At 70.2% G+C, this 25,449-nt stretch carries 22 protein-coding genes; 12 read left to right on the top strand and 10 right to left on the bottom strand.

The features are described 5' to 3' along the window. Nucleotides 1-133 precede the first annotated feature (133 nt). From D7X99_RS09795 to D7X99_RS09785, 3 genes are all read right to left on the bottom strand, one after another. On the bottom strand, nucleotides 134-1,891 hold the full coding sequence (locus D7X99_RS09795; RefSeq protein ID WP_147476100.1) for a hypothetical protein: 1,758 nt from the start codon (nucleotides 1,889-1,891) through the stop codon (nucleotides 134-136). Continuing rightward, on the bottom strand, nucleotides 1,882-2,853 hold the full coding sequence (locus D7X99_RS09790; protein ID WP_147476099.1) for a hypothetical protein: 972 nt from the start codon (nucleotides 2,851-2,853) through the stop codon (nucleotides 1,882-1,884). The genes D7X99_RS09795 and D7X99_RS09790 overlap by 10 nt, the downstream gene beginning before the upstream one ends. A gap of 179 nt (nucleotides 2,854-3,032) precedes the next feature. Beyond that, entirely contained in the window at nucleotides 3,033-4,757 is a 1,725-nt protein-coding gene (locus D7X99_RS09785) for a CpaF family protein (protein ID WP_121777530.1), read from the bottom strand. 241 nt (nucleotides 4,758-4,998) lie between these two features. On the opposite strand from D7X99_RS09785, the gene D7X99_RS42740 reads away from it, so the two are divergent. Genes D7X99_RS42740 through D7X99_RS09755 form a run of 6 tightly spaced genes read left to right on the top strand, consistent with a single transcriptional unit; the run spans nucleotide 4,999 to nucleotide 10,654 of the window. Further along, on the top strand, nucleotides 4,999-5,568 hold the full coding sequence (locus tag D7X99_RS42740; RefSeq protein WP_158626967.1) for a hypothetical protein: 570 nt from the start codon (nucleotides 4,999-5,001) through the stop codon (nucleotides 5,566-5,568). Between the two features lie 56 nt (nucleotides 5,569-5,624). After that, nucleotides 5,625-6,305 carry a uracil-DNA glycosylase gene (locus D7X99_RS09775; RefSeq protein WP_121777528.1) on the top strand — a complete coding sequence of 227 codons (681 nt, stop codon included), beginning with the start codon at nucleotides 5,625-5,627 and terminating at the stop codon, nucleotides 6,303-6,305. 38 nt (nucleotides 6,306-6,343) lie between these two features. Further along, nucleotides 6,344-6,973 (top strand): hypothetical protein, encoded by a 630-nt coding sequence (locus tag D7X99_RS09770; protein ID WP_121751580.1) that lies wholly within the window; start codon nucleotides 6,344-6,346, stop codon nucleotides 6,971-6,973. Continuing rightward, on the top strand, nucleotides 6,970-8,556 hold the full coding sequence (locus tag D7X99_RS09765; protein ID WP_121777527.1) for a TIM44-like domain-containing protein: 1,587 nt from the start codon (nucleotides 6,970-6,972) through the stop codon (nucleotides 8,554-8,556). Before D7X99_RS09770 ends, D7X99_RS09765 begins: the two co-directional genes overlap by 4 nt. Before the next feature lie 13 nt (nucleotides 8,557-8,569). Beyond that, nucleotides 8,570-9,790, top strand: coding sequence for a hypothetical protein (locus tag D7X99_RS43550; protein WP_233613249.1), 1,221 nt, complete (start codon nucleotides 8,570-8,572; stop codon nucleotides 9,788-9,790). A 60-nt stretch (nucleotides 9,791-9,850) separates the two neighbouring features. Further along, nucleotides 9,851-10,654 carry an acyl-CoA thioesterase II gene (locus tag D7X99_RS09755; protein WP_120580049.1) on the top strand — a complete coding sequence of 268 codons (804 nt, stop codon included), beginning with the start codon at nucleotides 9,851-9,853 and terminating at the stop codon, nucleotides 10,652-10,654. 71 nt (nucleotides 10,655-10,725) lie between these two features. On the opposite strand, the gene D7X99_RS09750 is transcribed toward D7X99_RS09755, so the two are convergent. Beyond that, entirely contained in the window at nucleotides 10,726-11,085 is a 360-nt protein-coding gene (locus D7X99_RS09750; RefSeq protein ID WP_121777526.1) for a response regulator, read from the bottom strand. 148 nt (nucleotides 11,086-11,233) lie between these two features. Further along, a complete protein-coding gene (locus D7X99_RS09745; RefSeq protein WP_121777577.1) occupies nucleotides 11,234-12,568 on the bottom strand; it encodes a Xaa-Pro peptidase family protein in 1,335 nt (444 codons plus the stop codon). Nucleotides 12,569-12,853: 285 nt separating this feature from the next. Here D7X99_RS09745 and D7X99_RS09740 point away from each other — a divergent pair, with 285 nt between their 5' ends. From D7X99_RS09740 to gyrA, 3 genes are all read left to right on the top strand, one after another. Continuing rightward, nucleotides 12,854-13,699 carry a class I SAM-dependent methyltransferase gene (locus D7X99_RS09740; protein WP_158626966.1) on the top strand — a complete coding sequence of 282 codons (846 nt, stop codon included), beginning with the start codon at nucleotides 12,854-12,856 and terminating at the stop codon, nucleotides 13,697-13,699. 60 nt (nucleotides 13,700-13,759) lie between these two features. After that, complete coding sequence (locus tag D7X99_RS09735) at nucleotides 13,760-14,524, top strand: tetratricopeptide repeat protein (protein WP_121758243.1); 765 nt, start codon at nucleotides 13,760-13,762, stop codon at nucleotides 14,522-14,524. A gap of 228 nt (nucleotides 14,525-14,752) precedes the next feature. Next, the gene (gene gyrA, locus D7X99_RS09730; RefSeq protein ID WP_121777524.1) at nucleotides 14,753-17,575 is read left to right on the top strand and encodes a DNA gyrase subunit A; all 2,823 of its coding nucleotides are present in this window, start codon (nucleotides 14,753-14,755) and stop codon (nucleotides 17,573-17,575) included. Between the two features lie 86 nt (nucleotides 17,576-17,661). Here gyrA and D7X99_RS09725 read toward each other — a convergent pair whose 3' ends face one another. Next, complete coding sequence (locus D7X99_RS09725; protein WP_121777523.1) at nucleotides 17,662-18,288, bottom strand: nuclear transport factor 2 family protein; 627 nt, start codon at nucleotides 18,286-18,288, stop codon at nucleotides 17,662-17,664. Between the two features lie 89 nt (nucleotides 18,289-18,377). Here D7X99_RS09725 and D7X99_RS09720 point away from each other — a divergent pair, with 89 nt between their 5' ends. The 3 genes from D7X99_RS09720 (at nucleotide 18,378) to D7X99_RS09710 (ending at nucleotide 20,300) form a co-directional block, all read left to right on the top strand. Further along, nucleotides 18,378-18,770 (top strand): hypothetical protein, encoded by a 393-nt coding sequence (locus D7X99_RS09720; RefSeq protein WP_121777522.1) that lies wholly within the window; start codon nucleotides 18,378-18,380, stop codon nucleotides 18,768-18,770. Between the two features lie 87 nt (nucleotides 18,771-18,857). Beyond that, a complete protein-coding gene (locus tag D7X99_RS09715) occupies nucleotides 18,858-19,913 on the top strand; it encodes an ABC transporter ATP-binding protein (RefSeq protein ID WP_121777576.1) in 1,056 nt (351 codons plus the stop codon). Nucleotides 19,914-20,006: 93 nt separating this feature from the next. Further along, nucleotides 20,007-20,300: a YkvA family protein gene (locus tag D7X99_RS09710; protein WP_120594675.1), complete on the top strand. Its 294-nt coding sequence runs from the start codon at nucleotides 20,007-20,009 to the stop codon at nucleotides 20,298-20,300. Between the two features lie 3 nt (nucleotides 20,301-20,303). On the opposite strand, the gene D7X99_RS09705 is transcribed toward D7X99_RS09710, so the two are convergent. From D7X99_RS09705 to D7X99_RS09685, 4 genes are all read right to left on the bottom strand, one after another. Beyond that, the gene (locus tag D7X99_RS09705) at nucleotides 20,304-20,942 is read right to left on the bottom strand and encodes a phospholipid scramblase-related protein (protein ID WP_121777521.1); all 639 of its coding nucleotides are present in this window, start codon (nucleotides 20,940-20,942) and stop codon (nucleotides 20,304-20,306) included. Between the two features lie 41 nt (nucleotides 20,943-20,983). Next, nucleotides 20,984-22,132, bottom strand: coding sequence for a hypothetical protein (locus tag D7X99_RS09700; RefSeq protein ID WP_147476098.1), 1,149 nt, complete (start codon nucleotides 22,130-22,132; stop codon nucleotides 20,984-20,986). A 102-nt stretch (nucleotides 22,133-22,234) separates the two neighbouring features. Continuing rightward, nucleotides 22,235-24,949 carry a VIT domain-containing protein gene (locus D7X99_RS44415; protein ID WP_121777518.1) on the bottom strand — a complete coding sequence of 905 codons (2,715 nt, stop codon included), beginning with the start codon at nucleotides 24,947-24,949 and terminating at the stop codon, nucleotides 22,235-22,237. Beyond that, nucleotides 24,946-25,434, bottom strand: a complete 489-nt coding sequence (locus tag D7X99_RS09685; protein WP_120577439.1) for a MerR family transcriptional regulator — start codon at nucleotides 25,432-25,434, stop codon at nucleotides 24,946-24,948. Before D7X99_RS09685 ends, D7X99_RS44415 begins: the two co-directional genes overlap by 4 nt. Nucleotides 25,435-25,449: the final 15 nt, after the last annotated feature.

Raw genomic sequence — 25,449 nt, 5'->3', positions numbered from 1 at the left:
ACGGGGGAGCGTAACAGGTGAAATCCCGGGAAGCGAAGTCAGGGCCCGGGGCACGCCGGGCAAGCAAACAGGCACTTGCCCCCGGGTCGCGTTTTCTCACCCGCTGGTGTCACACAGCGGGCGATGCGGTGGGTCAGGGCGTCACGCAGCCCATGGTGAGTTGGGAGATACCTTCAGTCCCATCCTCCCCTCCATCGCTGATCCCGCCGGCCCCACCCTTGCCCACCACCCGCGTCGGCTGGAGTTCGAGGCTGACGCCTCCATTTGCGCACCAGCTGACCACCGAAGGGCCTCCACGGCCTCCGCCTCCAGCACCACCGTTCCCGCCACTGCCTCCGACGCCACCCACGCCGCCCGCGCCACCAGTCGACCGGACATCGCGTTGGTCGGGATTGCTGGGGCTGGCTTCGCCTGTGGTGGGCGGCACCGTCTTGCCGCCAGGACCGGGTTCACCGCCAACACCTGCCTGTCCACCCAGGCCTCCGCGTCCACCCGCGCCGCCAGTCCCGGTCTGCAACGTGGTGGTGGCCTCGACAGTCACATGGGCATTGCTCACCAACAGGGCGATGGAGGCTCCACCGTTCGCTCCGCCTTTGCCTTCCTGGCCACCGCATCCGGCACCGCCGCCACCTCCTCCGCCAGCACCACCTGCGATGGGGCTCGCAGCGGCATTGCAGCTGCCACCCGCCCCGCCGCCACCGCCGCCTGTACCCGGCTTACCGGGCTTTCCATCCTGCCCAGGGACGTTGCTGGCCACCCATATCTCTCCTGACACGGTGCCATCGCCCTTGCCGCCACTGCCCGGCAAACCATCGCTACCCGTGGCGCCGGCGATGCCTGCGGCTCCTGCAAATCCGTTGCAGTTGCAGTCGAATTGACTGCAATTGCTTTCGTTCACAACCGCTTGCGCGCCGCCATCTCCGCCGCGTCCGCCTCCGGCATCGGGACCTCCATCCGCCCCCATGTCTCCAGCCAGGGTTGGAAGCCCCTTTCCACCGAGGCCGCCTACACGCGTGGCGTCACAGGAGGCGGTGCCGCCATTGCCGCCAAAGGCGCTGCTGTTGTTGCTGTCCATTCCCTTGGCCCCTGGGCCACCGTCCAGTCCGCCAGCTCCGTTCGAACCATCACGGCCCGGGGCACCATTTCCGGCGATGACGAGCATCTTCCGGAGGATGACGCCTTGGCTATCGATGACCCGCAGCGCGATGGACGGCTCGCTGAACGCGGTGGCGGTCTCGGAGGTGACGTCCAGTCCATCCAGCAGCACGCCTGTTTCAGTCACACCTCGCACCGTGAACGCCAGCGTGCCGCCGTCCACTAACGTGGGGATCGTGCTCTTGAACCGGCTCCAGTAACGGTCCACGCCGTTCCACCGGTAGCCGCCATGCAGCGACACCGGCGTGGTCACCACGGTCTCCGGCTCGTTGTACGTCCCAACGCCCAGGTACACGTGCGTGCGCGTCGAGCCAGGACCCGCGGCTTGGATCAACTCCAACGCCTTGTGCAGGGTCTGCAGCGGGGCTTCGTTGGTGCCGTCTTGCGAGTCCTTGCCGCGCACCGGGTCGACGAAGTAGCCAGCTTCCGCCATGCCATCCACGCCGTCGCAGTTCAGGTCCTTGCCCTCGGGATCGGGCTCGTCTGTTGTAGCAACAGGATCGCAGGGGGGCTCCACCTCACCGCCGTCACCCGCATCCCCGGCGTCACCCGCGTCACCCGCGTCCGTGCCACCGTCCCCGCTCGCCTGCGGCCCACAGCGGCCCTCGCCCTCACAGTTTTCAAAGGCCGCGTCGAAGTCACTGCAGCCGCCCACGCTGAGCACCGCACCGAACACCGCGCCCAGCGCGCCGACCTTCCAGAGGTTCCGCATGGCTTTCCCCGTGCTCACTGCCACGTCCCTGCGAAGCTCAGACCACCGCCCTGCGGCGTGAGCGTCACGGACGGCTGAACGTTCGTCTGCTTCACCGGCAAGAAGTACATCAGCGCGCCCGCCGCGATGGCCGCCGCGCCTACTCCAATCCCCACCGCGCCAATCGTCTGCGACCGCTTGCCAGAGTCGCGCAGCTTCTCCGCGTCCTGCAGGTTCGGATACTCGTTGTTGTTCAGGTCGCTGAGCTTGCTCCGCGACTGCACGAAGAACACCGTCCCCACTCCCGCGAGCACCACGCCGCCCGCCGCCGGCACCCAGGCCCACTTGCGGCGTCCCGGCGTCTCCACCGTCGGCGTGTCCGTCAGTCCCAGCTCGGTGGGCGGCTGCACTCCCGGCGTCAGGTCCGGCCCTGGCAGCGGCTGCTTCACGCCCGGCGTCACGTTGGGCGTCTGCTGCGCCACGGGCGGCGTCACCGGCGGCGCCACCGGCTCCGGACGGAGCACCCGCAGCGTGCGCGGCACCACCACGTCCAGCGACTTGTTGAGCGCGTCCAGCACCTGGTCCTCGCTCACGCCAGGGACCGACTCCTCGACGAGCGGCGCGCCGTCCTGCGCCGTGTACACGCGCACGCCCGCCTTGTACGCGTTCAGGTACGGACCAATCTCCGTCACCATCACCACGTCCGTCTTCGCCGCCACGCCCAGCGACGCGATGCAGGACGGCTGTGTGCGGTTGCAGCGCATCATCGCCGTGCGCTTCTTCTTCGGAAGCGTGCGCGTCACGTCCTCCACGCGGATCACCTCCATGCCCCGGGCCTTGAGCTGCTCGGCCACGTGCTCCTGGGCGGTTCCAACGAGGTAGCGCGGCGTTCCCCTCGTCACGTCCGTGGGCGCCAGCAACACGGTGACGGGTTTCGCGGAGGAGGCGGGTGCGGGCGCCTGGGCGGCGACCACCAGGGTGAGCGCGGCGATGAAGGGGATCAACACGGGAGCACTTTCTCCCCGACCCGTCCTCCTCGCAAGGTCAGGATTCGCGGACCCGCGTGGTGGGACAGGGCCCCACCCACCCGGGGGCGACACCGGTGTCCGGCGCCGGGCTCCCCGCGTGGATGCACTTCGTCGTCTCGGACCCGGGAAACCCGGAAGGTCTCCCGCGCCGTCGGCGGCTACCGGCGCGAACGATCCGGCGCCGGGCGGATCTGCGTCTTCTCCGACGTGTTCAGCTCCGTCTTCGGCCGGTCGTCGTCTTCGTCCTTATCCGAGGGCGGCGGCGGAGGTCCCGGCGGACGGCGCGTGGGCGTGGCACCCGCGCGCAGCGTGTTGGCCGGTGGTGTGCCGGGACGCACGGGGGCGGGCGGCGGCCGGCGCGGCGGCGGCGTGTTGCGCGCGGGCGGGGCCTCCGCGAGCAGGTCCTCGGACACCTGCACCAGCGGCTCGGAGGGCGGCGTGGAGCGGGTGTCCTCCTGCTCCGCGAACGGGTTGCGCGTGGGCGGCGGCGTCTTGTCGTCGTCCTGCGGCGGCGGCGGGCGCGGCGGCAGGGCGGGGCGCGGCGCCGGAGCGGCCTTCGCGGGCGGCGGAGCCGGAGGCGCGGCGGCGGGCTTGGGCGGGGTCGCCGCCGGCTTGGGGCCAGCGACGGGGCCGTCCGGGGCCGCGTTGCGGAGCACCTGCTCGAACTTCGCCCAGTCCTCCTTGAAGTGCGCGGGGTCCGGCAGTCCCTGCTCGCGGTGCTTCAGCGAGGGGGCCCAGCGCAGGGTGTACGCCTCACCCACCTGGAAGCTGGGCGGGGGCGGCACGCCGTAGGTGGCGGGGTCGAAGAAGGCGTCATCCAGGTCGTCGAAGCCGTACGCGCGCGCCTTCTGGATGAAGTTGGGGATGATGCCGGTGGGCGCGTGGTAGCCCAGGATGTTCTCGTGCTCGTCCTTGGCGACGGGCGTGAAGACGAAGATGTCCTGGGTGCGGTACTCGCCCTTCTCGTTGAGGGGCAGCACCTCCGACAGGGCAATCGTCTTGCGGCTGCCGTCGTGGAGGCGCTCGCAGCAGATGACGAAGTTGATGGCGCTGGCCACCTGGGCGCGCACGGCGACCATGGGCAGCTCCACGGACGACATGAGGCACAGGGATTCAATGCGGCGCAGCGTGTCCGTGGGCGTGTTCGCGTGCGTGGTGGCCAGCGAGCCGCCGTGGCCGGTGTTCATGGCCTGCATGAGGTGGAAGGCCTCGCCGCCGCGCACCTCGCCCACCACGATGCGGTCGGGGCGCAGACGCAGCGCGGAGTGCAGCAGGTCTCCCATGTCCACGGCGCCCTTGCCGAACTTGTCGGCGGGGCGGGATTCGAAGGCCACGATGTGGGACTGGTTGAGCTGGAGCTCGGCGGAGTCCTCGATGGTGAGGATGCGCTCCTCGTCCGGGATGAGGGACGAGACGATGTTGAGCAGCGTCGTCTTGCCGGAGCCCGTGCCGCCGGCCACCAGCATGTTGAGCTTGGTGGCGATGCCAGCCTCGATGAGGCGCGCCATGGGCTTGGTCAGCGACTTGAACTTCAACAGCGAGTCGATGCTCAGCTTGTCCTTGAAGAACTTGCGGATGGAGATGGTGGTGCCGTTGCGCGCGATGGGCGGAATCACCACGTGGATGCGGCTGCCGTCGGGCAGGCGCGCGTCCAGGCGGGGGCGCTCCTCGGTCAGGGGGCGGCCCACGAACTGGGCCATGTTGCGCGCGGCGCCGATCAGACCTTCTTCGGAGAAGGCGGCATCCGTCTTGATCAAGCGGCCCTTGCGTTCGATCCACACGTCGGTGGGGCCGTTGATCATGATTTCCGACACCGACTCGTCATCCAGGTAGAGGAGGACGGGCTTGAGGAAGGCGCGGAGCGACTCGGTGTACATCGTCATGGCGGGAGCAAGGCTAGCGCGCTCCGGCCCGGGCCCCAAGCTCCCGCCTTGAGTGCCTGCTCGCTTTCCGGTGTGGCGTTCCGGCACGATGCCACCCGGAGGTGGCCATCCGCCCTCCGTTCCCGAGGAAGGAGTGCCAGCCCATGCGCGGTCCCTGGTGGTGCTGCCTGGTGTGCTGGCTTGGGGGCTGCGCGTCCTCCGCCGCGCTCGACCCGGACCTCGTGCGGCTAGAGCCCAGACCATGAAGCGGCTGCTGCTCGTGGGCGCGGTCCTGTGCGCTGGGTGCATGCGACGCGAGGCGAATCCATCCGACTCGCTGGCGTCGGAGGACCGCTCCATTGTCTTCCCTGAGATGTTCGCGCGAGAGGCGCTGACCGTCGCTGCGCCGGGGCAGCCGTACTCGCTGGAGGGCGGCCTGCTTCAGGCCATGCTCGTGGCGGCTGATGACTTCCTTCCCCGCCAGCCGGAGGGACGGTCCTGTTGGAGCAGGAGGGAGGCCCATCGCTTCAGGCTCCTCCGTGAAGGGGACATCGTCTTCATCCGCATGGACCTGGACCCGCGTGCCTGTGAGCCCGGCGGGCTGTCGCTGGACGGCGGTGTCACGTACGCGGTCCGACTGTCGGACGGGCGCATCCTGCGGCGGCTCCACGATGGTGAGCCGGAGGGACCGCTCGGCCCTGGTGGCCCCGATGCGGGCGTGCCCACCGGCCCTTCGGACCACCCGTCCATCCCCGTGGGAGACACCTCCTGGGGCCAACAGCAGCCCTCGTTTCCAGCCCAATGGCTGGACGCCGGGAGCCCCAATCCCTGAGCGGGCCCCCTCAGAACGCGCGCGCTGGTCTAGGGTGCGGCCCACGGAGGGACGCAATGAGCCTGGCGGATGGGTTGCCCGAGGACTGGAAGAAAGTGCTGCATGACGCCATCCATGCTCCGTCGTTCACGGAGCTGGAGCAGTTCGTGCGCAAGGAACGCCAGGAACAGACCGTGTTCCCATCGGAGGAGGATGTGTTCTCCGCGTTCCGCTTCACGCCCTACGCGGACGTGCGCGTGCTGCTCCTGGGCCAGGACCCCTACCACGGCCCGGGTCAGGCCCATGGACTCGCCTTCTCCGTCCAGCCCGGTGTGCCTTCTCCGCCTTCGCTCGTGAACATGTTCAAGGAGCTCCAGAGCGACGTGGGCGCGCCGAAGCCTCGCGACGGGTCGCTCATCCCTTGGGCGAAGCAGGGCGTGTTCCTGCTCAACACCGTGCTCACCGTGCGCCAGGCCTCCCCCAACAGCCACGCGAAGCACGGCTGGGAGCCCTTCACCGACGCGGTCATCCGCGCTGTCAGCGCCAAGGCGGACCCCGTCGTCTTCCTGCTCTGGGGCAAGCCCGCGCAGAAGAAGAAGGCCCTCATCGACGAGAAGCGCCACGTCGTCCTGGAGGGCGTGCACCCCTCGCCGCTGTCCGCGAGCAAGGGTTTCTTCGGCAGCAAGCCGTACAGCACCACCAACGCCGCGCTGAAGAAGCACGGCCAGCACACCATCGACTGGCAGCTGCCCTCATAGGAGCGTGTCGCGTGGGTTGGCTATAGTGCCCGCCCACGATGGCCACGACCTTCCTCGAAGACGCCGCACGCACCCAGGCCGCTGAAGCCGTCGCGGCCATTGAGTCCCAGACCGCCGCGGAGGTCGTGGTGTCCGTGCGCCGCGCCTCCGGCGACTACGCCCACACCGATGCCCGGCTGGGCGCGGCCGTCGCCTTCGTCATGCTGTTGGTCCTCCTGTTCATCCCGCAGGAGGTCCACCTCTTCGCCTTCCCGCCCGTCGTGCTCCTGGCCTACGCCGCGGGTGTGATGGGCGGCCGCCTGCTGCCGTCGCTGCGCCGCGCGCTCACCCCGCGCAAGCTCCAGGAAGACTCCGTGCGCACCGCCGCGAAGGCCGCCTTCACGGAGCTGGGCGTTTCGCACACGTCGCGCCGCACCGGCATCCTGGTGTTCGTCTCCCTCTTCGAGCGCCGCGTGGAGGTCGTCACCGACTACGGCGTGGACACCTCGCTCATGGGGGCGGAATGGCAGGACGCGCTCACGCAGCTGTCCGCCGCGCTGGCCGCGTCCACCGCGCCCGAGCCCTTCCTCCAGGCCCTGCGCCGCATCCAGGCACCGCTTTCGCGCGTGCTGCCCCGCCTGGAGGATGACGTGAACGAACTGCCGGACATGCCCGGAGCCGTGGCGTGAGGCGCTCCCACTCCTTCCTCCTTCTCGCGGTCGCGCTGTTCCTCGGGCTGGGCCTCGCCTCCATCCCGGACGCGGAGGCGCGCCCCGGCGGTGGTAGCTCCTATCGGGGCTCCAGCCGCAGCTCGTCGAGCAGCCGCAGTTCGTCGAGCAGCCGCAGCTCGTCCAGCTCCAGCAGCCGGTCCTCTTACAGCTCCGGCCCCCACTACAGCTCCAGTAGCTCGTCGTCCTCGGGTGGAGGCGGGGCGTTCGGGGGCTTCTGCCTGCTCATCGTCGTCATGGGCGTGGTGGCCATCGTCGTCATGAACATGAAGTCGGGCGCGGGGCAGAGGGACTGGAGCACCACCACGCCCCATGCGCCTCCGCCGCCCCAACGCCAGGGCTCGCTGCGCACGAAGCTCGCGCGTCTGGCCCGCGTGGGGCCCAAGGGTTCGGACGGGTCGGTGCAGCCGTTGGACCCGGAGTTCTCCATCGTCCTCTTCGAGGACTTCGTCTATTCGCTCTTCGCCCGCGTGCACGAGGCGCGCGGCGGCGGCCGCCTGGACACGCTGGGCGGCTGGCTGTCCGACGGCGCCATCGACTCGCTCCACGAACTGGGCACACCGGACGCGGTGAAGGCCGTGGTGGTGGGCGCCGTCACGTACGAGTCCGTGGAGGGCATCAGCGCGAACAGCCAGCGCGTCCGCGTCGTCCTGCGCTTCGAGGCCAACTACACGGAGGTCTCCTCCGGCTCCGAGCAGAGCTGGTACGTCGCGGAGGAGTGGCTGCTGGAGCGTGACGCGTCCGCGAAGTCCCGGCCTCCCGAGGACGTGCGCGCCTTCAAGTGCCCGAACTGCGGCGCGCCGCTGGAGTCCGTGCACGGCCACAAGTGCTCGTACTGCGACACGGTGGTGAACACCGGCGAGTTCGACTGGGTGGTGACGCGCGTGGCGTCGCAGGAGCGCGAGCGGCGCGGCCCTCAGCTCACCGGCACCACGGAGGAGCAGGGCACGGAGCTGCCCACCATCAAGGACTCGCGCTCGCAGGAGCGGCTGAACGCGCTGCTGCATGACGACCCGGAAGCGACGCCGCTGGCGCTGCGCAAGCGCCTGGAGTTCATCTTCCACGAGATGCAGACCGCGTGGGCCGCGCGCGAGTGGAAGGGCATGCGGCCCTTCCTCAGCGACAACCTCTTCCAGACGCAGCTGTACTGGATCAACGCCTACCGTGAGGCGGGCCTGCGCAACATCACGGAGAACGCGCACATCACGAACCTGGTGCTCGCGCGGGTGACGCGGGATGAGTACTTCGACGCCGTCACCCTGCGCGTGTTCGCGTCCAGCCTGGACTACACGGTGCGGGACCGGGACGGACAGGTCGTGGGGGGCAGCCGCTCCCGCGAGCGCGCCTACAGCGAGTACTGGACGCTCATCCGCGGCCGGGGCGTGCAGGGCAAGCCCTCCACGCAGAAGAAGTGCCCGTCGTGCGGCGCCCCGCTGTCCATCAACATGGCGGGCCACTGCACGCACTGCCAGGCGCGCGTGACGTCCGGCGAGTTCGACTGGGTGCTCAGCCGCATCGAACAGGACGAGTCGTACCAGGGCTGAGCCACGGTCCTTCATGCACACGCCCCATTGGTTTTCGCTGCTCGGTCTCCTCGTCACGGCCACTCCGGCCGCCTCGGCTCCACAGTCCTTCGGAGATTGGTTCGATGCGCGCGTGAAGGCGGAGAAGGTCGTCGTCCGCGAACGCTTCCAGCTTGACCTGGATGGGGACGGCAAGGAGGACGATGTCGTCTGTTACGACTTCAAGGATGCAGAAGGGCCCGGCACCACGACGCCCGTCATCCTGGTGGGGCTGGCCACCGGCGAGCGCTTCGCCATGAGTGGTGGAGGGCTGGGCCCGATTGATCACGTCAATTGTCCCAGCGCGCCGTCATCGAAGACGAAGGGCCGGCCGAACTCCCTCCGCCTCGCGGGCAATGGCCTGACGGGCTACGTGGGGGCGGTGTCCCTGCTGTTCGACAACAAGGGGCCCCTGCTGGTGGGGGGCGACACCGGTGACCGGTACCACGCGTGGAGCATGGACCTGGTCTCCCAGCGGACGGAGCTCTCGTCCTACGAATACTCCGAATCGCAGACCGAGGACCCTGTCCCGAACCGGTCCGCCTCGATGCTCGCCTCCGGTACGCAGAATCCGGCGCCGCCCGCGCCGGTCTGGGTGAGCTGGGGGAAGAAGAACTGGAGCGGCGACGCGGACGCGGGCCTGAAGGTGCAGTGGCTGCGCAAGGGCACCACGGTGACGCTCCTCGCGACGCTCCAGGACGACCAGCCGGTGCCCGCGGTGGATGCCAGCGCGAAGGCCATCCTTGGCGCGGATCACCTGGAGCTGTGGTGGAGCGAGCCGAACGCGGACTCCAAGCGCGCGGTGCAGTTGGGCGTGGCGCGCACCGCCGACGGCAAGCCCGTCGCCACGTGGTTCCAGCCTCCCGGCCGCAAGGACAGGGCGCTTCCCTCCATCCGGTGGACCGCTCCCGACCGGTTCGAGGTGGAGCTCCCCGTGAGCTGGCTGGTTCCCAAGCCGCGGGAGGGCGTCACGGTCCATGACGGTGACATGGAGCCTCCGTCGGCGCTGGCGGCCATCACGGTCGTCTTCTCCGACAGCGATGGGAAGGGACAGGAGACGCTCGTCTCCACCACGGAGAAGCGTCCCGGCGCTGGGAACTTCAGCAGCCTTTACCTGGCGGAACCCGGAAACCTGTACCCCCGGTTGAGCAAGGGCGTCTTCAGCTGGGTGCCCCTCAAGCAGACCACCACCCTGCGCGAGCTCGTCATCCAGTAGCGCCGGGGGCCCGCATCTCCCCGGGACATCCACGCCGGGAACACTAGGATGCGGTGCATCATGACCGCGCCCTTCCTCGTCGCCACCCTCGTTGAACCGCTGGAACCCGGGCACTACCGCTCGCGCTACGAGGCGCCCTGGTATCAGGGCCGTGGTGCGTACGGCGGCGTGGTGGCGGGGCAGGTGCTGCGCGCGATGGAGCACCAGCTGAACGACCCCCAGCGGCAGGTGCGCTCGTTCACCGTGCACTTCTGCTCGCCCGCTGTGGAGGGCGTGGCGGACCTGCACACGCGCATCGAGCGCGCCGGCAAGTTCGTCACCCACGCCACCGCGCGAGTGGAGAGCGGCGGCGTCGTGGTGGCCGTCGCCACGGCGACCTTCGGCGCCGCTCGCGGTGGAGCCCCCGAGTACATGGACTTCGTCATGCCGAAGGTGCCCGCGCCCGGTGCGCTCACGCCTGTCCCTGACGACGTGCCCATGCCGGACTTCTGCCGCTTCTTCGAGTACCGCTACTGCGTGGGCTCGGCGCCGTACTCGGGCGGTCCCGAGGCGGAGGTGGGCGGGTGGTTGCGGCCTCGCGTTCCCACGGCGTTGGACCCGGCGCTGTGCGTGGGGTTGATGGATGCGTATCCGCCGTCCGTGCTGTCACGGCTGGACGGCTTCCGCGCCGCGGCGTCGGTGGACCTCAGCGTGCAGTTCTTCCAGCCGTTCCCGGTGAAGGGCATCGCGCCGGACGCGCACTATCTGCGCACCGGGCGCTCGCGCCAGGCCGCGGAGGGCTACACAGAGGAGACCCAGCTCCTCTGGGCGGAGGACGGCACGCTGCTCGCGCAGTGCCGTCAGCTCGTCGCCGTGCTCGGCTGAACCGCCAGCTCGGCCACCACGGCGTGGTGGTCGGAGACGGCGTCGGGCAGACGCGCGTACGCCAGAACGGCTCAGGCGGCGATCTGCTTGCGCAACAGCCGCGTCAGCTCCGTGGGGTCCACCGGCTTGGGCAGCAGCTCCGCGCCGTAGCGGATGGCCACGGGCAGCAGGTCATCCAGGTCCGAGTGGCCGGTGAGGAAGATGAACGGCGCGCGGCACTCCTGCAGCTCGCGTATGGCGACGAGCACGTCGGAGCCGTTCATGTCCGGCATGTTGTAGTCGCACAGGATGGCGGCGATGCCCGTGAGGTCCAGGTGGAAGGCCTCGGCGGGGGACTGCACCGTGAGCACCGTGTAGCCCGCGTCCCGCAAGGTGTCTCCCACGGTCGCGAGCACGAAGAGGTCATCGTCGATGACCAGCACGGTTGGCATGGCGCTCCTCCAGCGCCTGAGCGGCGCGCGCGATGCGCACGAGTGTATCCGAGCCCGCGCGTCCGCGCGCCACACCCCCACCGTGCAAGTTGCCGGGGTCGGGGCCACCCACGTCGGAGGGTGTGGGCGCTCGGCGGGCCTCAGGCCCTCACTGTTTCACGGGCGTGACAGAGGACGGGATGAGGATGAGCTGCTCCTGGGGTGGGTTGAGGTATTCGGCGCCGGTCTCCGTGACGACGGCCATCTCCTCCACGGAGAGGATGCGCAGCGCGTCCGGGCTGCTGCCGTCCTTCCACGCGTAGAAGCCGTCGAAGGCGAACACCTGCCCGGGCTGGAGCTTGCGCAGCGCGGAGCCCGCGGGCGGCTTGCCGGACGCCGCGCCGGACAGGGCGGGGCCCGCGTCATGGGCCCAGTAGCCCACGGGATGGCCGGTGCCCCACATCACGGGCTCGGAGCCCGCTTCACGCATCCAGTCGCGCTGGGCCTTGTCCACGTCGTAGCCGCGCACGCCGGGCTTCATCGCCGCGAGCGCGATGCGGCTGCCCTTCTTCGACTTCTCCCACTTCGCCAGCGCCTCCGCGGGAGGCTGCTTCTCCCCCGGCGCCAGCACGTACGCGAAGCGCTGGATGTCCGTCACCCACGTGCCGCCCACGCGGATGCCGAAGTCCGTCTGGATGAAGTCCCCCGGCTGGATGACGCGGTCGGTGGCGTTCGAGTGTCCGCGCGTGGGCCCGCTGTTCACGTTGGGGTTCTGGTCCGGCTGCCACCCGTCACCCACGCCCAGCTCCGCGATGCGCTTCTTGAGGAAGCGCGCCACGTCCGAGTCCCGCGTCTTGCCGGGCACCACGGTGCGGTACGCCTCCTCCTCCAGCTTCGCGGTGATGTCCGCGGCCTTGCGCATGATGTCCACCTCCTCGGGCGTCTTCACGGACAGCCACTCGGAGACCAGGTCCTCGGAGGACACCAGCTTCTTGCGCAGCGCGGGGGACAGCGCCGCCTCCAGCTTCGCGCGCTGCGTGGCGGACAGGCCGTCCGCGATGGACATCCGCTCCGACGAATTGATGGCCACCTTCGCCGGCTTCGCCTTGGTGAGGCGCGCGGCGATGAGCGCGTTCACGTCCGCGCCGCGCTCGAAGGCCACCACCTCGTCCACCACGCCCATGTCGCGGAGCGCGGTGGCCTCGCCCTCGGGAGAGAGCGCGGTGGAGCGCAGCGAGTCGCCGTCGCGCAGGAACAGGAACGCGGCGGTGCCTCCCGCGTTCTCCCCGCCCACGTGGGCCGCGAGCGGGTCGTTGTCGTTCTCACGGCAGAGCACCACCCACGCGTCCACGCCCGCGCGGGCCATGGCCTGGGGCAGCAGCTTCTGGAGGCGCTCCTTGCGCACGCGAGGCCACGCGCCTTCCGCGGCGGGCACGGCGGGCGCGGCGTGCGCGAGGGAGGCAAAGAGCAGGGCGGAGAGGAGCACGGGCCGGACGCGCGTCAGCGTGGACATGGGAGAGGCGTTCCTTCGGTGGGAGGGCGCGCGGATTGTTTCACGGCCGCGCCGCGCGACAACCCACACGCCGTGCACCGCGCGGACGCTTCACCCGGAAGTCCCGGAATCACAAGAGACATGTCCGGGACGTGGGCCTGTTCGCGGATGGACGTGGCCCTGCCCCCGGGTCGCGGACGCGGATGGCTGTCTGTCATTGCGCCGGGACCGCCGGGAGGGAGCGAACGGCGCCAGGGCTTGCGACCGTGCGCGTCGTCTCCAACCCCGGAGTCGCACATGCGTGTCGAAGAAACGAGTTCCGCCGCGGAGTACGTCCAGGGCAACGAGGACCGGGAGCTGCGTCGGCTGATGCTCCAGGCCCAGGTGTACTCGCCACTGACGGAGGGAGTGCTGCGCGGGGCCGGCTTGAAGCCCGGGATGCGCGTGCTGGACGTGGGCTGCGGCGTGGGGGACGTGTCCTTCCTCGCCGCGGAGCTGGTGGGCCCCACGGGCGAGGTGGTGGGCGTGGACCGCGAGGCCCGCGTCCTCGCCTGCGCCCAGCGCCGCGCCGAGTCTCGCGGCCTGCCCTACGTGCGCTTCCAGCAGAGCAGCATGGAGTCCCTGCCCGTCAGCGCCCCCTTCGACGCCATCGTCGGCCGGCTGGTGCTGATGTTCCAGCCGGACCCGGTGACGTTCGTCCGTCGCATGGTGGAGCACCTGCGCCCCGGCGGCGTGCTGGCGCTGCACGAACTGGAGCTGGCGGCCATGGGCATGGCCCACCCGAAGCTGCCGCTGTTCAACCGTGTCTGGAACTGGATGCTGCCCACCTGCGAACGCGTGGGCATCAAGGTCCACATGGGCCTGGAGCTGGTGTCCACGCTGCGGCGGGCCGGGCTGGTGGTGGATGACGGCGTGGTGGGCGGGCGGCTGGGCGTGACGCCGGACGCGGAGACCACGCACGCCCTGGTGGAGACCGTGCGCACGCTCTTGCCCCACATGGAGCGGTTGGGCGTGGCGCTGGCCATGGAGGTGGACATCGACACGCTGGCCGCCCGCCTCACCGCCGAGCTGCGCGCCAACGGCGGCGTGCTGGTGCCCAGCCTCATGGTGGGCGTCTGGGGCCACCGTCCAGGCCCTGTCTAGCGCCGCCGTCTTCGCACGACTTCACGAGCGGCGGGGGAGTGGGTCGCTTAGAGTGGCCTCATGGCAAAGACGGCATCCCGCAAGTCCCCCGCGAAGGCCAAGAAGCAGCCCGCGCGCCCCGCCGCGCCCGCGAAGACACCGGCCCGGCCAGTGAAGGCGAAGGTGGAGAAGGTGGAGCCCCGCCGCGCCTCCGCCTCCTCTCCGAAGCCCCCCGTGCTGGAGGCCGAGCCCGTCTTCGACTCCGGCCCCGTGGCCGACCCCCGCGAGTCCACGCCCAAGAGCCTGCCCGCAGGCGAGCCGAAGGGCCGGGTGCTGCCCTTCGAAATCGACCCGGCCCAGCTGGAGGCCGGCTTCCAGAAGCTCCGCGGCGAACTGGTCCACTGGACCAACAAGGGCCGCTACACCAAGGTCCGCTTCAAGTTCCGGGGCAAGCAGCTGCTGCCCGACCTGCCCCTGGCCGCCGTCGTCGCCGCGGAGGGCCTGTCCTTCTACTGGGGCGGCATCCTGCGCGTGCTCGTGGCCAACGTGGTGGGCAAGAGCGTGTTCGAGGTGGAGCTGGTCAACGACGCGGACAAGCGCGTCCAGGCGGGCCGCGAGGCGCTCCTGTCCGGCGACGTGGACCAGGCGCTCACGCTGTTCCGCGAGGCGCTCGCCATGGACCGCGACAACGCCTCCGCGCACCTCAACGTGGGCGTGGCGCTGAGGCTCCGCGGCGACCGCGAAGGGGCACTCGCCGCGTTCGAAACCGCGAAGGCCAAGGACCCCGAGGGCGGTGTGGGCGCGGAGGCCGAACGGCTGGCCGCGAACCTCCGTCCCAAGGCCTGAAAAACGGGCCCGGAAACGGCCTCCGGTGGGGCTGAAAACGCACCGCCCGGATGTTCCCTCCGGGTGCCCCGGAAAGGCCCTTTCCGACCCCTGGAACCGGGCGGGCGGGCAGCCGGGGCGAATCCCCCCTGTTTCCCTTATTGACTGAGGGAAATCCGGGGGTTACGAACACTCTCCCATCGGGCGGAGCCCCCCACGTGAGGGGCCCGTCCGCACCTTCCAGAGCCCATGGCTGACGACACCACCGACACGCCGGCAACGCCCCCCGCGCCTCCTCCGTCGAGCGGCGCTGGAGAGCTCATTCCCATCAACATCGAAGACGAGATGCGCCGCTCGTATCTCGACTACTCGATGTCCGTCATCATCGGCCGCGCGCTGCCGGACGTGCGCGACGGCCTGAAGCCCGTCCACCGTCGCGTCCTCTTCGCGATGAACGACCTGGGCAACCTCCACAACCGCGCCTACAAGAAGAGCGCGCGCGTGGTGGGTGACGTCATCGGTAAGTACCACCCGCACGGCGACTCATCCGTCTACGACGCCATGGTGCGCCTGGCCCAGGAGTGGAGCCTCCGCTACCTGCTGGTGGACGGCCAGGGCAACTTCGGCTCGGTGGACGGCGACTCGCCGGCGGCCATGCGTTACACGGAAGTGCGCATGGAGCGGCTGGCGGAGGACCTCCTGGGGGACATCGACAAGGAGACCGTCGAGTTCGGCCCCAACTACGACGACTCGCTGGAAGAGCCGCTCGTCCTGCCCGCCAAGTTCCCCAACCTCCTCGTCAACGGCAGCAGCGGCATCGCGGTGGGCATGACCACCAACATCCCGCCGCACAACATGAACGAGGTCGTGACCGGGACGCTGCACCTCATCGACAACCCGGACTGCACCGTCCTGGACCTGATGGAGTTCATCGTCGGCCCGGACTTCCCCACCGCCGCCATCATCACCGGCCGCGAGGGCATCCGCCGCGCCTACGAGACGGGCCGCGGGTCCATCACCACCCGTGCGCGCACGGAGATTGAGACGAACAAGAAGGGCGACCGTGAGGCCATCATCGTCACGGAGATCCCCTACCAGGTGAACAAGGCCCGGCTCATCGAGAAGATCGCCGAGCTGGTGCGTGAGAAGAAGCTGGAGGGCGTCAGCGACATCCGTGACGAGAGCGACCGTCAGGGCATGCGCATCGTCATCGAGCTCAAGCGCGACGCCATCTCCCAGGTGGTGCTCAACAACCTCTTCTCCATGACGCAGATGGAGACGACGTTCGGCGCGGTGATGCTGGCCATCGACGGTGGGCAGCCGCGCACGCTCACCCTGAAGGAGATGCTGGACCGCTTCATCGCGCACCGCCGCGACGTGGTGACGCGCCGCACGCGCTACGAGCTGCGCAAGGCGCTGGCGCGCATGCACATCGTGGAAGGCCTGCTCGTCGCGCAGGACCTCATCGACCTGGTGGTCAGCCTCATCCGCGCGTCGCGTGACCCGGATGAAGCGCGCTGGGGCCTGATGAACATCCTGTCGCCGGAGCTGTACACGCGCGAGCGCTTCCAGAGCCTGGACCGCATCGACTACGTGAAGGCCAAGGCGCAGATGGAGCTGCTGGTCAGCCGCGCGCGCAACGAGGAGCCGGCCTACGGTGGCCTGGAGCACAAGTACGAGGGCGCGGGCTTCAGCGAGGACCAGGCGCAGAACATCCTGGAGATGCGCCTGCAGCGCCTCACCGGCCTGCAGCGTGAAGAGCTCTTCAAGGAGCTGATTGGCCTGGTGCGCGACATCGCGCGCCTGCGCGAGATCCTCGCCAACGAGAAGAGCCTGCTCTCCGTCATCAAGGCGGAGCTGATGGAGATCCGCGAGCGCTACGGCGACAAGCGCCGCACGGAGATCACCGGCGCCGCGGATGACCTCACCAACGAGGACCTCATCGCCGAAGAGACGATGGTGGTCACGCTGTCGCACACGGGCTACGTGAAGCGTTCGCCCCTGTCGGAGTACCGCGCGCAGAAGCGCGGCGGGCGCGGCAAGACGGGCGCGGGGACGAAGGAGGACGACTTCGTCACCAAGGTCTTCGTGGCCAGCACGCACGCGTACCTCATGCCCATCACCACCAAGGGCAAGCTGTACTCGCTGAAGGTGTACCAGATTCCGCAGGGCAGCCGCACGTCGCGCGGCAAGGCCATCGTGAACCTGGTGCAGTTCGGGGAAGGGGAGCGGCTGGCGCAGGTGCTGGTGACGCGCGACTTCCCGGAGAACCGCTACGTCTTCTTCGTCACGAAGAAGGGCGTGGTGAAGCGCACGGACCTGAGCGCGTTCGAAAGCGTCCGCGCCAGCGGCATCATCGCGCTGGGCATCGACGAGGGCGACGAGCTGGTGGGCGTCATGATCACCGACGGCACCAAGGACATCCTCCTGTCCACGGCCACGGGCATGAGCATCCGCTTCAAGGAAGAGGATGTCCGCTCCATGGGCCGTCAGGCCTACGGCGTGAAGGGCATCACCCTGGAGGACGGCGACGAGGTGGTGGGCGCGGACCTCCTGGACAAGGAGCCGGAGGAGGGCCAGGCGCCGGCGGAGCAGAGCAGCGCCATCCTCACGGTGACGGAGAACGGCTACGGCAAGCGCACCGAAGGCGCCGAGTACCGGCAGCAGGGCCGTGGCGGCAAGGGCATCATCGACATCAAGGCCACCGAGCGGAACGGCCGCGTGGTGGGCGTGGTGCAGGTGAAGGACAGCGACGAGGTGATGATCGTCACCAACGGCGGCATGCTCATCCGCATGAAGGTGAAGGAGATCTCCGTCATCGGCCGCAACACGCAGGGCGTGCGCCTCATCGCGCTGGAGAACGGCGAGGAGAAGGTGATGGCCATCTCCAAGCTGCCCGAAGGCGAGGAGTCCGAGGAGGAGACGGAGGAGTCGGAGGCCACCTCGCCGGTGGAGGGCTCCGGCGCCGAGGCTTCCTCGGAGGTCGCGCCGGTGGAGGAGTCTTCGCCGGAGGCTCCGGCGGACGAGTCCAGTTCGCCCGGTCCGGAAGGTGAGCCTGGCTCGGAAGGCTGAGTCCAGGCCGTAGAAACACGGGAGGGCCGGGCACGGGACGCGGGATGCGCGCTCCGGGACCCGGCCCTCTTCGTTGGTGCGCGGGACTACTTCTGGGTGAGGTCCTTGGGCACGGTGAGGCCGGCGGTCTTCTCGTCGAGCCAGAAGATGTTCATCACCCACCAGCGCTGGCCGTCGTTGAAGAGCTGGATGCTGTTGACGCCCTTGGCGATGAGCGGCCCGTCCTGCGTGCCGCGCGCCTCATAGGTGCTCATGACCTGCGCCAGCGCGCCGAAGGCGTGCGTCTGGCGAGCAATCTCCTTCTCGAAGAAGCCGTGCGTCGCGGTGCTCTCCTGTCCCCACGTCACGTAGTCCTCCGGGGTGATGGGGCGGGCCGCCAGCGAGGTCGCGCCCGGCGGCTTCCCCAGCGGGATGAGCTGGGCGCCCGGATAGAAGAGGGAGCGGAAGCGCTGCCAATCGCGAGCCGCGCCCGCCGGTCCGCTGATGACGTCGTAGAGCGCCTTGAGGATGGCGTCCTGGGACTTCACATCCTCGGGCTTCGCCTTGGGCAGCTGGGCGAGCGCGGCCTGGATGCGCTCCGCGGAGGCCTTGATCGGATTTGGCTTCTCCGGAGCGGCGGGGGCGGCCGCGGCCTTGGGCGGAGGGGCAGCGGGGGCCTGGGCGAAGGACGCGGTTCCCAGCAGGACGGCACAAGCGACGAGCAGGCGCGACATGGGGACTCCCGGAAGAGGGGAAGAGCGGGGCGGGAGCCTGGCCTCGCGGCGGGAAGCGCCGCAGCCGGTCCGGGATAGGCTGTCGTGCAATGGCATCAGGAACGGACACAGCGGAGACCGTACAGCCGAAGCCCGAAGCGCTTCAGGGATGGCGGGGCCTGTGGCAATCCAGGTCGTTCACGCGGGCGCTGGTGAGCCTGGGGCTCAGTGCCGCGGCCATGAACACCTGCCTGCTCTACACCGACCTGGAATGGAAGGTGATGAACCCTGTCCTCAACAAGCCTTCCCTGATGGCGGTGGAGATGCAGATGCCATTGGAGGAGCTCCTGAAGGGATTGCAGCGGATGGAGCGCGTCTTCATCTATCTGGCGGTGGGATTCGTGGTCTGGGCGTTCCGCTCCGGGACGCCACGCTGGCCTGCCTGGTGCGCGCTGGTTCCGGCCGTGTGCGCCTGGATCATGTCGTGGCACATCTACGCGTAGCCATGTCCGCCGGGCGTCCGGCATTCCCCAGCGGACGGGACCCGGTGCTTGGCCCGGCCGGTGCCGCACCGTAGTGTGCCCGCCGTCATGGCCTTCCTTTCGCTCGATACCCTCACCCTGAAGTTCCTCGGCGCCGCCGCCCCCGCGGTGCGCGACGTGTCGCTGGCGCTGGAGCCAGGGGACGCGGTGGCGCTGATGGGCACCTCTGGCTCCGGGAAGACGGCGCTGCTGCGGCTGGTGGCGGGCCTGGAGCAGCCGACGTCCGGCTCCATCACGCTCGCGGGCCGCGTGGTCGCCGGGCCGGACGTGTTCGTGCCTCCGGAGCAGCGTCCGCTGCGCCGCGTCCTCCACGACGCGGAGCTCGAATCCGGCCTCACCGTGCGCGACGTGGTGCTGGGCGTGCAGCCCAAGGGCGAAGGCCTGGCGCACGCGCGCGGCATGCTGGCGCTGTTCCAGCTTGAAGACCTGGAGGCGCGCACCTGCGGAACACTCTCACGCGGACAGCGGCAGCGCGTACTGCTGGCGCGCGCGCTGGCCTCCGGAGCGAAGCTGCTGGTGCTGGATGAACCCTTCGCCGGCATGGACGCCGGCCTGCGCGCCAACGTCCTCGGAGAGTGGCGCCGCGTGCTCAAGGCGCGAGGCACCGCGGTGCTCTTCGCCACGCACGACGTGGGGGACGCGCTGGCCTTCGCGGACCGGCTGGTGCTGCTGCGCGGAGGCACGGTGGAACAGCAGGGCTCGCCCGAGTCCGTCTACGAAGCGCCGCGCAGCGCCTTCGCCGCGTACTTCCTGGGCGGCACCAACCTGCTGCCCGGTTCAGCCTTTGGCCGCGTCGCGCGCACGGCGCTGGGCAACCTGCCGCTGAGCACGGAGGCGCGCGGCGAGGTGATGCTCTCCCTGCGCCCGGAAACCCTGCGGCTCGTCCCCGACACGGACGGCGTCGCGGTGGGCGGAGCCCTGCGTGCGGAGGTGCTGGAGCGCGCCTTCCGGGGCGCGCACGTGGACTTCACCGTGTCCTGCGCGGGCATGGCGCTGGTGGTGCGCGCCGCCTCCTCGGCCCCTTTTCGCGAGGGCAGCCGTGCCCGCCTGGAGGTCGCGGGCCGCGCGGACGTGCTGGAGGAGACATCCGGCGCCGCCCGCTAGCACACCAGGCGTGCAAGCGCCCGGCACGGATGGTGCAATCACCCGCGTCCCCCATGCGTAGGGAGGGGTATGAACATCGCAGGCCTTCGAGGAATGGGAACCCGCTTCTTCCACTACGTGCGCGACCCTCGGGTGGCGACGTGGCGCAAGCTGTCCGGGCTGCTGGCTGTCCTGTACTTCGTGTCGCCCGTGGACGCGATTCCGGACTTCATCCCCGTGTTCGGCTGGCTGGACGACCTGGGCGTTCTATCGGCCGCCGCCTTCTTCATGGTGCGCGAGGTCCAGCGCTGGCGCCCCGCCCCGCCCGCCGGTGAGCCGGCGTTCGACGGACTCCCGCGTGACGAGCAGGGCCAGACGCGCGTGCCCACGCTGCGCCGGCACTCCTAGCCGTCAGTCCTTGCCGCCGCGGCGGTCCTCGAAGTGCACGAAGTCGATGAGGAACGTCGCGGCCACCACCAGCGTCCGCACGTGCGGGTCGTGCAGGCCGTTGAACCGGACGCCGAAGTTGTCGGCGTCCGTGAACATCTCCTTGCCGAACCCGCTCCACTTCTTCGCGATGGTCCCCACCTCGCGGCCCTGCTGCTCCACGTTGAACGTCCAGGGCCTGAAGAACGGCCCGCTCAGCTGGGCCAGCTCTTCGTCGTTGGGCCCGAGCACGTCGTAGGCGCGGGTGAAGAAGCGGAAGCGCTGCTGGATGGCGCCCAGGTGCCGTCCCTCGCCGTCCTCCACTTCCAGCCGGGACAGCCAGAAGCGCCACGGGCGGCGCAGCCGCAGGAGCGTCTCCCCGCGCGCGGACTTGAGCTCCATCGTGAAGGGCCGCTTCGCCTTGAGGAAGCCGCGCACGAGGAACAGGCCCAGCCCGCTGCCCACCTCACCCGCGAAGAAGAGCGGGCGTCCGTCGTCGCCCACCACCTCGTAGCGGTTGCGGCCCTCGAAGCCGGTGAGGATTTCGCCCCACTCCTTCACCTGCCGCACGCGCAACGTGTGCTCGTCACGCAAGAGGGTCAGCGCCTGGGACTCGTCGGGCATGGGCGGCTCCGGGAAGGCCGAAGGAGAACTGCGGCCGCAGTCTAGAACTGCCCAAGCACCGCGAGCCCCATCCCCCCATGCCGCCCCAGGGCCGCCGGGACGACAGAGACGGTCGGAGTGTTGTCTGGTGCATCGAAGTCACGCGTGAGGAACGTCGTGGTCCCCAGGCCGGCCAGCACGCCCACGGCGGTGCCCACCAGCAGCGCGTCCCCGTGGTCGCTGTCCAGCGCCAGGAACATCGCGCTCAAGCCCACCAGGCCGCCCAGGATGCCGCCCGCGTCGATGAGCAGCACCCGGCCCCGGGAGATGTCCAGGTTGCGTGACACCAGCGCGAAGGTGAGCAGGCCCGCGCCCACCACGCCCTGCTCGATGCCGATGAAGTCGCGCGTCTCGCCGCTCTGGGTGGCCATCAGCAGCCCCGCCACCACGCCCGCCCACAGGCCGCCGGAGTTCGCCAGCGACACCTGTCCGGCGGTGGGCCGCGCGAACTCCGCCACCAGGATGCCCAGGCCCGTGAAGCCCAGCGCCCCCACCATCACCGCCCCCGTGGCGCTGTCTCCGTCCAGGTCGAACGAACTCATGGACGCAAGGCCATAGCCGAAGCCCCACACCGTGCCGGAGTTGATGGCCGCCGCCTGCCCCTGCGTCATTCCGCTCCGGGTGGCGAGCAGCGAAATCGCCGCCCCCGCGCCGCCGCCCAGCAGCGACACCGCCACGTACGCGCGCCCATCCTGGCAGTTGGAGATGGAGCACAGCAGGATGCCCTGGGTGATGCCGTGCAGCGTCTGCACGACGGTCAACGACGCGCGGGCCCCCTTCGACGGTCCTTCCTTCAAGGACTCCTCTGGCTCCGCCACCACCGGCCGCGCCAGGGTGTCCTGCGCCAGCCGCGCGCCCGGCTCCAGCCGTGTCCGCGCCAGCCGCGCCAGCTCCGGCGCGTACGGATGCCCGGGGCACACCCGCATCACGCGCTCCAACAACTCCAGTGCCTGGGCCTCCTGTCCGCGCACCAACGCGTCGAAGCCCGCCGCGTAGTCGGACTCGGCGGCGCAGGCTTCGTCACTCGCCACGAGCGGTGGCGCGGAGACGGGCCCAGAAGACGTAACGGCGGGAGGTGCCGCGCCTTCCCGGGGCGAAGGATCGGGCTGCGCTGCGACGAGGACGGCCAGGAAGAAGGGCGCGAGGAACATGCAGGCGCCCACCCTAGTCACCCCCGCGGAAAGACGGGAGACCCGGGACCCCGGTCCTCCTGGAAAGGAGGCACGGGGGCCCGGGTGACGCCACGTGACGGCCTACCGCGTCGCCAACGTCTCCATGTGCTGGCGGAGCGCGGCCATGTCCCCCAGCCGCCCGTCCAGACCCGGAAGGGGCTTCGCGGCCTGCTCGATGCGGCCCCGCGTACGCGGACCCGCCGCCACCAGCCACGCCACACCCAGCGCCAGCTCCGCCACGTCCGGCGCCTGGCCCAGCTGCGAGGCCAGCGCGAGCAGCGCGTCCACGGCCTTCTTCACCTGCGCGCCGTGCAGCGGGTGGCTGCTGGTGATGCCCTCGCGCAGGAGCACCAACAGCACCCGCGCGGTGGCGCGGGCCTGACGCACCGGCTCCGGTCCTTCACCCGTGCCGGCCCACAGCCCGTTCGCGAGCTGCTGGCCCAGGATGCCGCCCACGTCCTCGGTGGGGATGGACGCTTCCGCCACGGACAGCGGCAGGGACTCCTCCTCCTGCTCGTAGACCACCTCCGCCTTCTCCTTGACGACGCGCTCCAGCTCCGGGGCGCCCTGCATGGCGGCGTCCTTGCGCGGCTTCGCGGCGGACATCAGCCGGTCGAAGAGGCCGCCCTTCTCCTTCTTCGCGCTCTTCGTGGCCTCCTGTTCCCTGCGCTCCATGGGCGCGCTGGCGCCCCCGGGCCCGGAGCCATCCGCGAACTCCGCCTGGAAGGAGGACCCGGTGGTGGGCTCCGGCCCCAGGTCGCGCGCGGGCGCAGGGGAGGGCGCGGACATGCTCGGAGGTGGCGGGGGGACCGCGCCGCCCCGGGAACGGCTGACCGCTCCGGGCGCGGGCATCGACTTCGAAGCCATCCGCCGCTTCATCACGGGCCGCGGCGGCGCCGCGAGCGCGTCCACGAGCCCGCCCTCCGGCACGTGTTCGTCGTCCTCGTCCCGAGCGGCCTGGTTGAACATGCTCCAGCCCGCGGGCGCGTTCACCGGCACCACGCGCGTGTCCGGCGTGCCGGATGCACGGCGGTCGCCCTGGCGCTCCTCCACCACCACGAAGGACGTGTACTGCGTGGCCAGCTGGTGCTCGACGGCGAGCCGCACGATGCGCTCCTTCATCGCCTCCGCGCGCCGGCCCACCAGCCCCGCGTCCATCCAGCCCCGGATGCGCTCGGCGGCCCACAACTTCTCCACCACCGGCCGGTCCGACTGCGCGGGCAAATCCAACCGCACAGTGAGGGAGAAGGGCTCACGGCCCGACTTCCCCTTCAGCGTCACGCTGCCCGTGCCCGCCTGCGCATAGCGCCCGAAGAGCGTCCACGGCGTGCCATCCACCAGCGGCGGCAGCGTGGCCGGCGCCAGCTCACTGGCCTCCACGCCGTCGAAGCGCACCTCCAGGTCGGTGACGCGCGGCGCGAGCGCCCGCGAGAACTGCGCCACCACCTTCTCGTCGATGCGCTCTCCCGGGTGGATGAACTCCACCGCGCCATCCGTGCGGCGCGCCAGGTCGCGCAGCAGCGCGTCGCTCACGTTGGTGCCGATGCCGAACGAGAACACCCGCCCCGCCCCGCGCGCCGCGAGCACCGCTTCGAGGATTTCATTCTCGTTGCCGACCTGGCCGTCCGTCAGCAGCACCACCACGCCGTCCGGTGCGGCCTTCATCGCGGTGACCATCGGCTCCAGCAGCTCCGTGCCGCCGTAGGCCCTCAGCCCCGCGACCCACGCGTCCGCCTGCTCCAGCGTGCGCTGGGTGAACTGCACCGTCTGCGGAGAGAAGGAGCGGAACGAGTTCTCGAACGCGATGACGTTGAAGCGGTCGCCTTCGCGCAGGTGGCGCAGGCACAGCCGGAGCGCGGCCTGGGCCTGGGGCAGGCTGTCGCCGTCCATGGAGCCGGACGTGTCCACCACGAACACCACCTCCTGCCGGGGCGGCGTCGTCGCCAGGTTCAGCAGGTCCGGCACCACCGTGAGCGCGAACGTGCCCGGACCTTCCGCCTTCCGGTGCGTGACCACGGGCGTGAGCATCACGTCCGGGTTGGCGTTGCGCATCGTGAGCACCACGTCCCGGTCCAGCGCCACCTCGTTGCCCGCGAAGTCCTTGAGGAACGAATCGCGCTGCAGGCTCACCCGCGTGCGCGTGCCCTCCTTCGCGACGGTGATGCGGTGGGACGGGCTCTCCACCACCACGTCACGGCCCACGTCGATGAGCAGGTCCATGCGCAGCCCGTAGTCCACGTTCATGCTCGTGGGCGGGGAGATGCGGTCCGCGTCCGGCACCCGCGTCGTCGGGGCCGCGCTGCCATGGCCGGTGCGGTCGCCGTGCACCGCGCCGGGCATGTACCGGGGCGCCACCAGCGTGGGCAGCATCCAGCGCACGCTGCCCTCCTCCGCGGTGAGCGTCTGCAGGAACTCCACCTCCACCAGCGTCTCCTCGCCCGGCAGCAGGTTGCCCACCTGCGCGGTGAAGACGTTGGCGCGCTCCTGGTCCAGCAGCGCCGCGCCGTGACCTTCGGTGATGGCGTCGTCGTAGGCGCGGAAGGCGGCCTCGCGCTCCTTCACCACACCGGCCACGCGGCGGCCCGCGCACGTCATGGAGAAGGCGCTGAGCGTCGCGTCGGAGGGAAGAGGGAAGGTGTAGATGGCCTCCACCGGCTTCTTCTCGTCGTTGCGGTAGCGCTGCGTCACGCGCACCCGCGCGTGCCCCCCGAGCAGCTCACCGGAGACTTCCACTCCCTGCAGGGGCACCTGGGCCCCGTCCCGCGTGAAAAGCCCACACTTCGCCTGCTCGTTCATGACCGCGTTCCTTCCTGGAACTCCTCGATGAGGGCGCGCACCCGCTCCGCCAGCGCCCGGACCTTCGCTTCCGCCTGCTCCGACACGTGCAATTCCAACCCCGGCGCCAAGAGCCAGCGCTGGTAACGCGCCACCTCCACCGTCGGGTCTTTTCCCGGCCGCTTCGGGGGCATCCGGAGGACGTCCTCCGGTACCGGCAGCGTCCCCGAGCCCACCGGCGACTCCGCCAGCCGGCGCAGCTCCTCCGGCGACAACCGCAAGAGCTCCGCCTGGATGGCGTCCAGTGGCAGGAACCTCGCCTGGAGCACCCGGATGGCCTTGAGCCGCACCCGGTGCTCCTCTCCGTAGACAGTGTCCGGCCCCTTGAAGGGCGGCGCGGGCAGGAGGCCCCGCTGGACGTAATAGCGGACCGTGCGAGGCGAGATGCCCACCTCCTCCGCCAGCGCGGTCAGCTTCCACTCCGTCTGTGTCTTGGGCGTGCTCACGAACCTGACAGTAGG

This window comes from Corallococcus sp. AB032C (assembly GCF_003668935.1).
GTDB classification, from domain to species: domain Bacteria; phylum Myxococcota; class Myxococcia; order Myxococcales; family Myxococcaceae; genus Corallococcus; species Corallococcus exiguus.
This window is presented reverse-complemented; position numbering and strand designations above follow the sequence as displayed.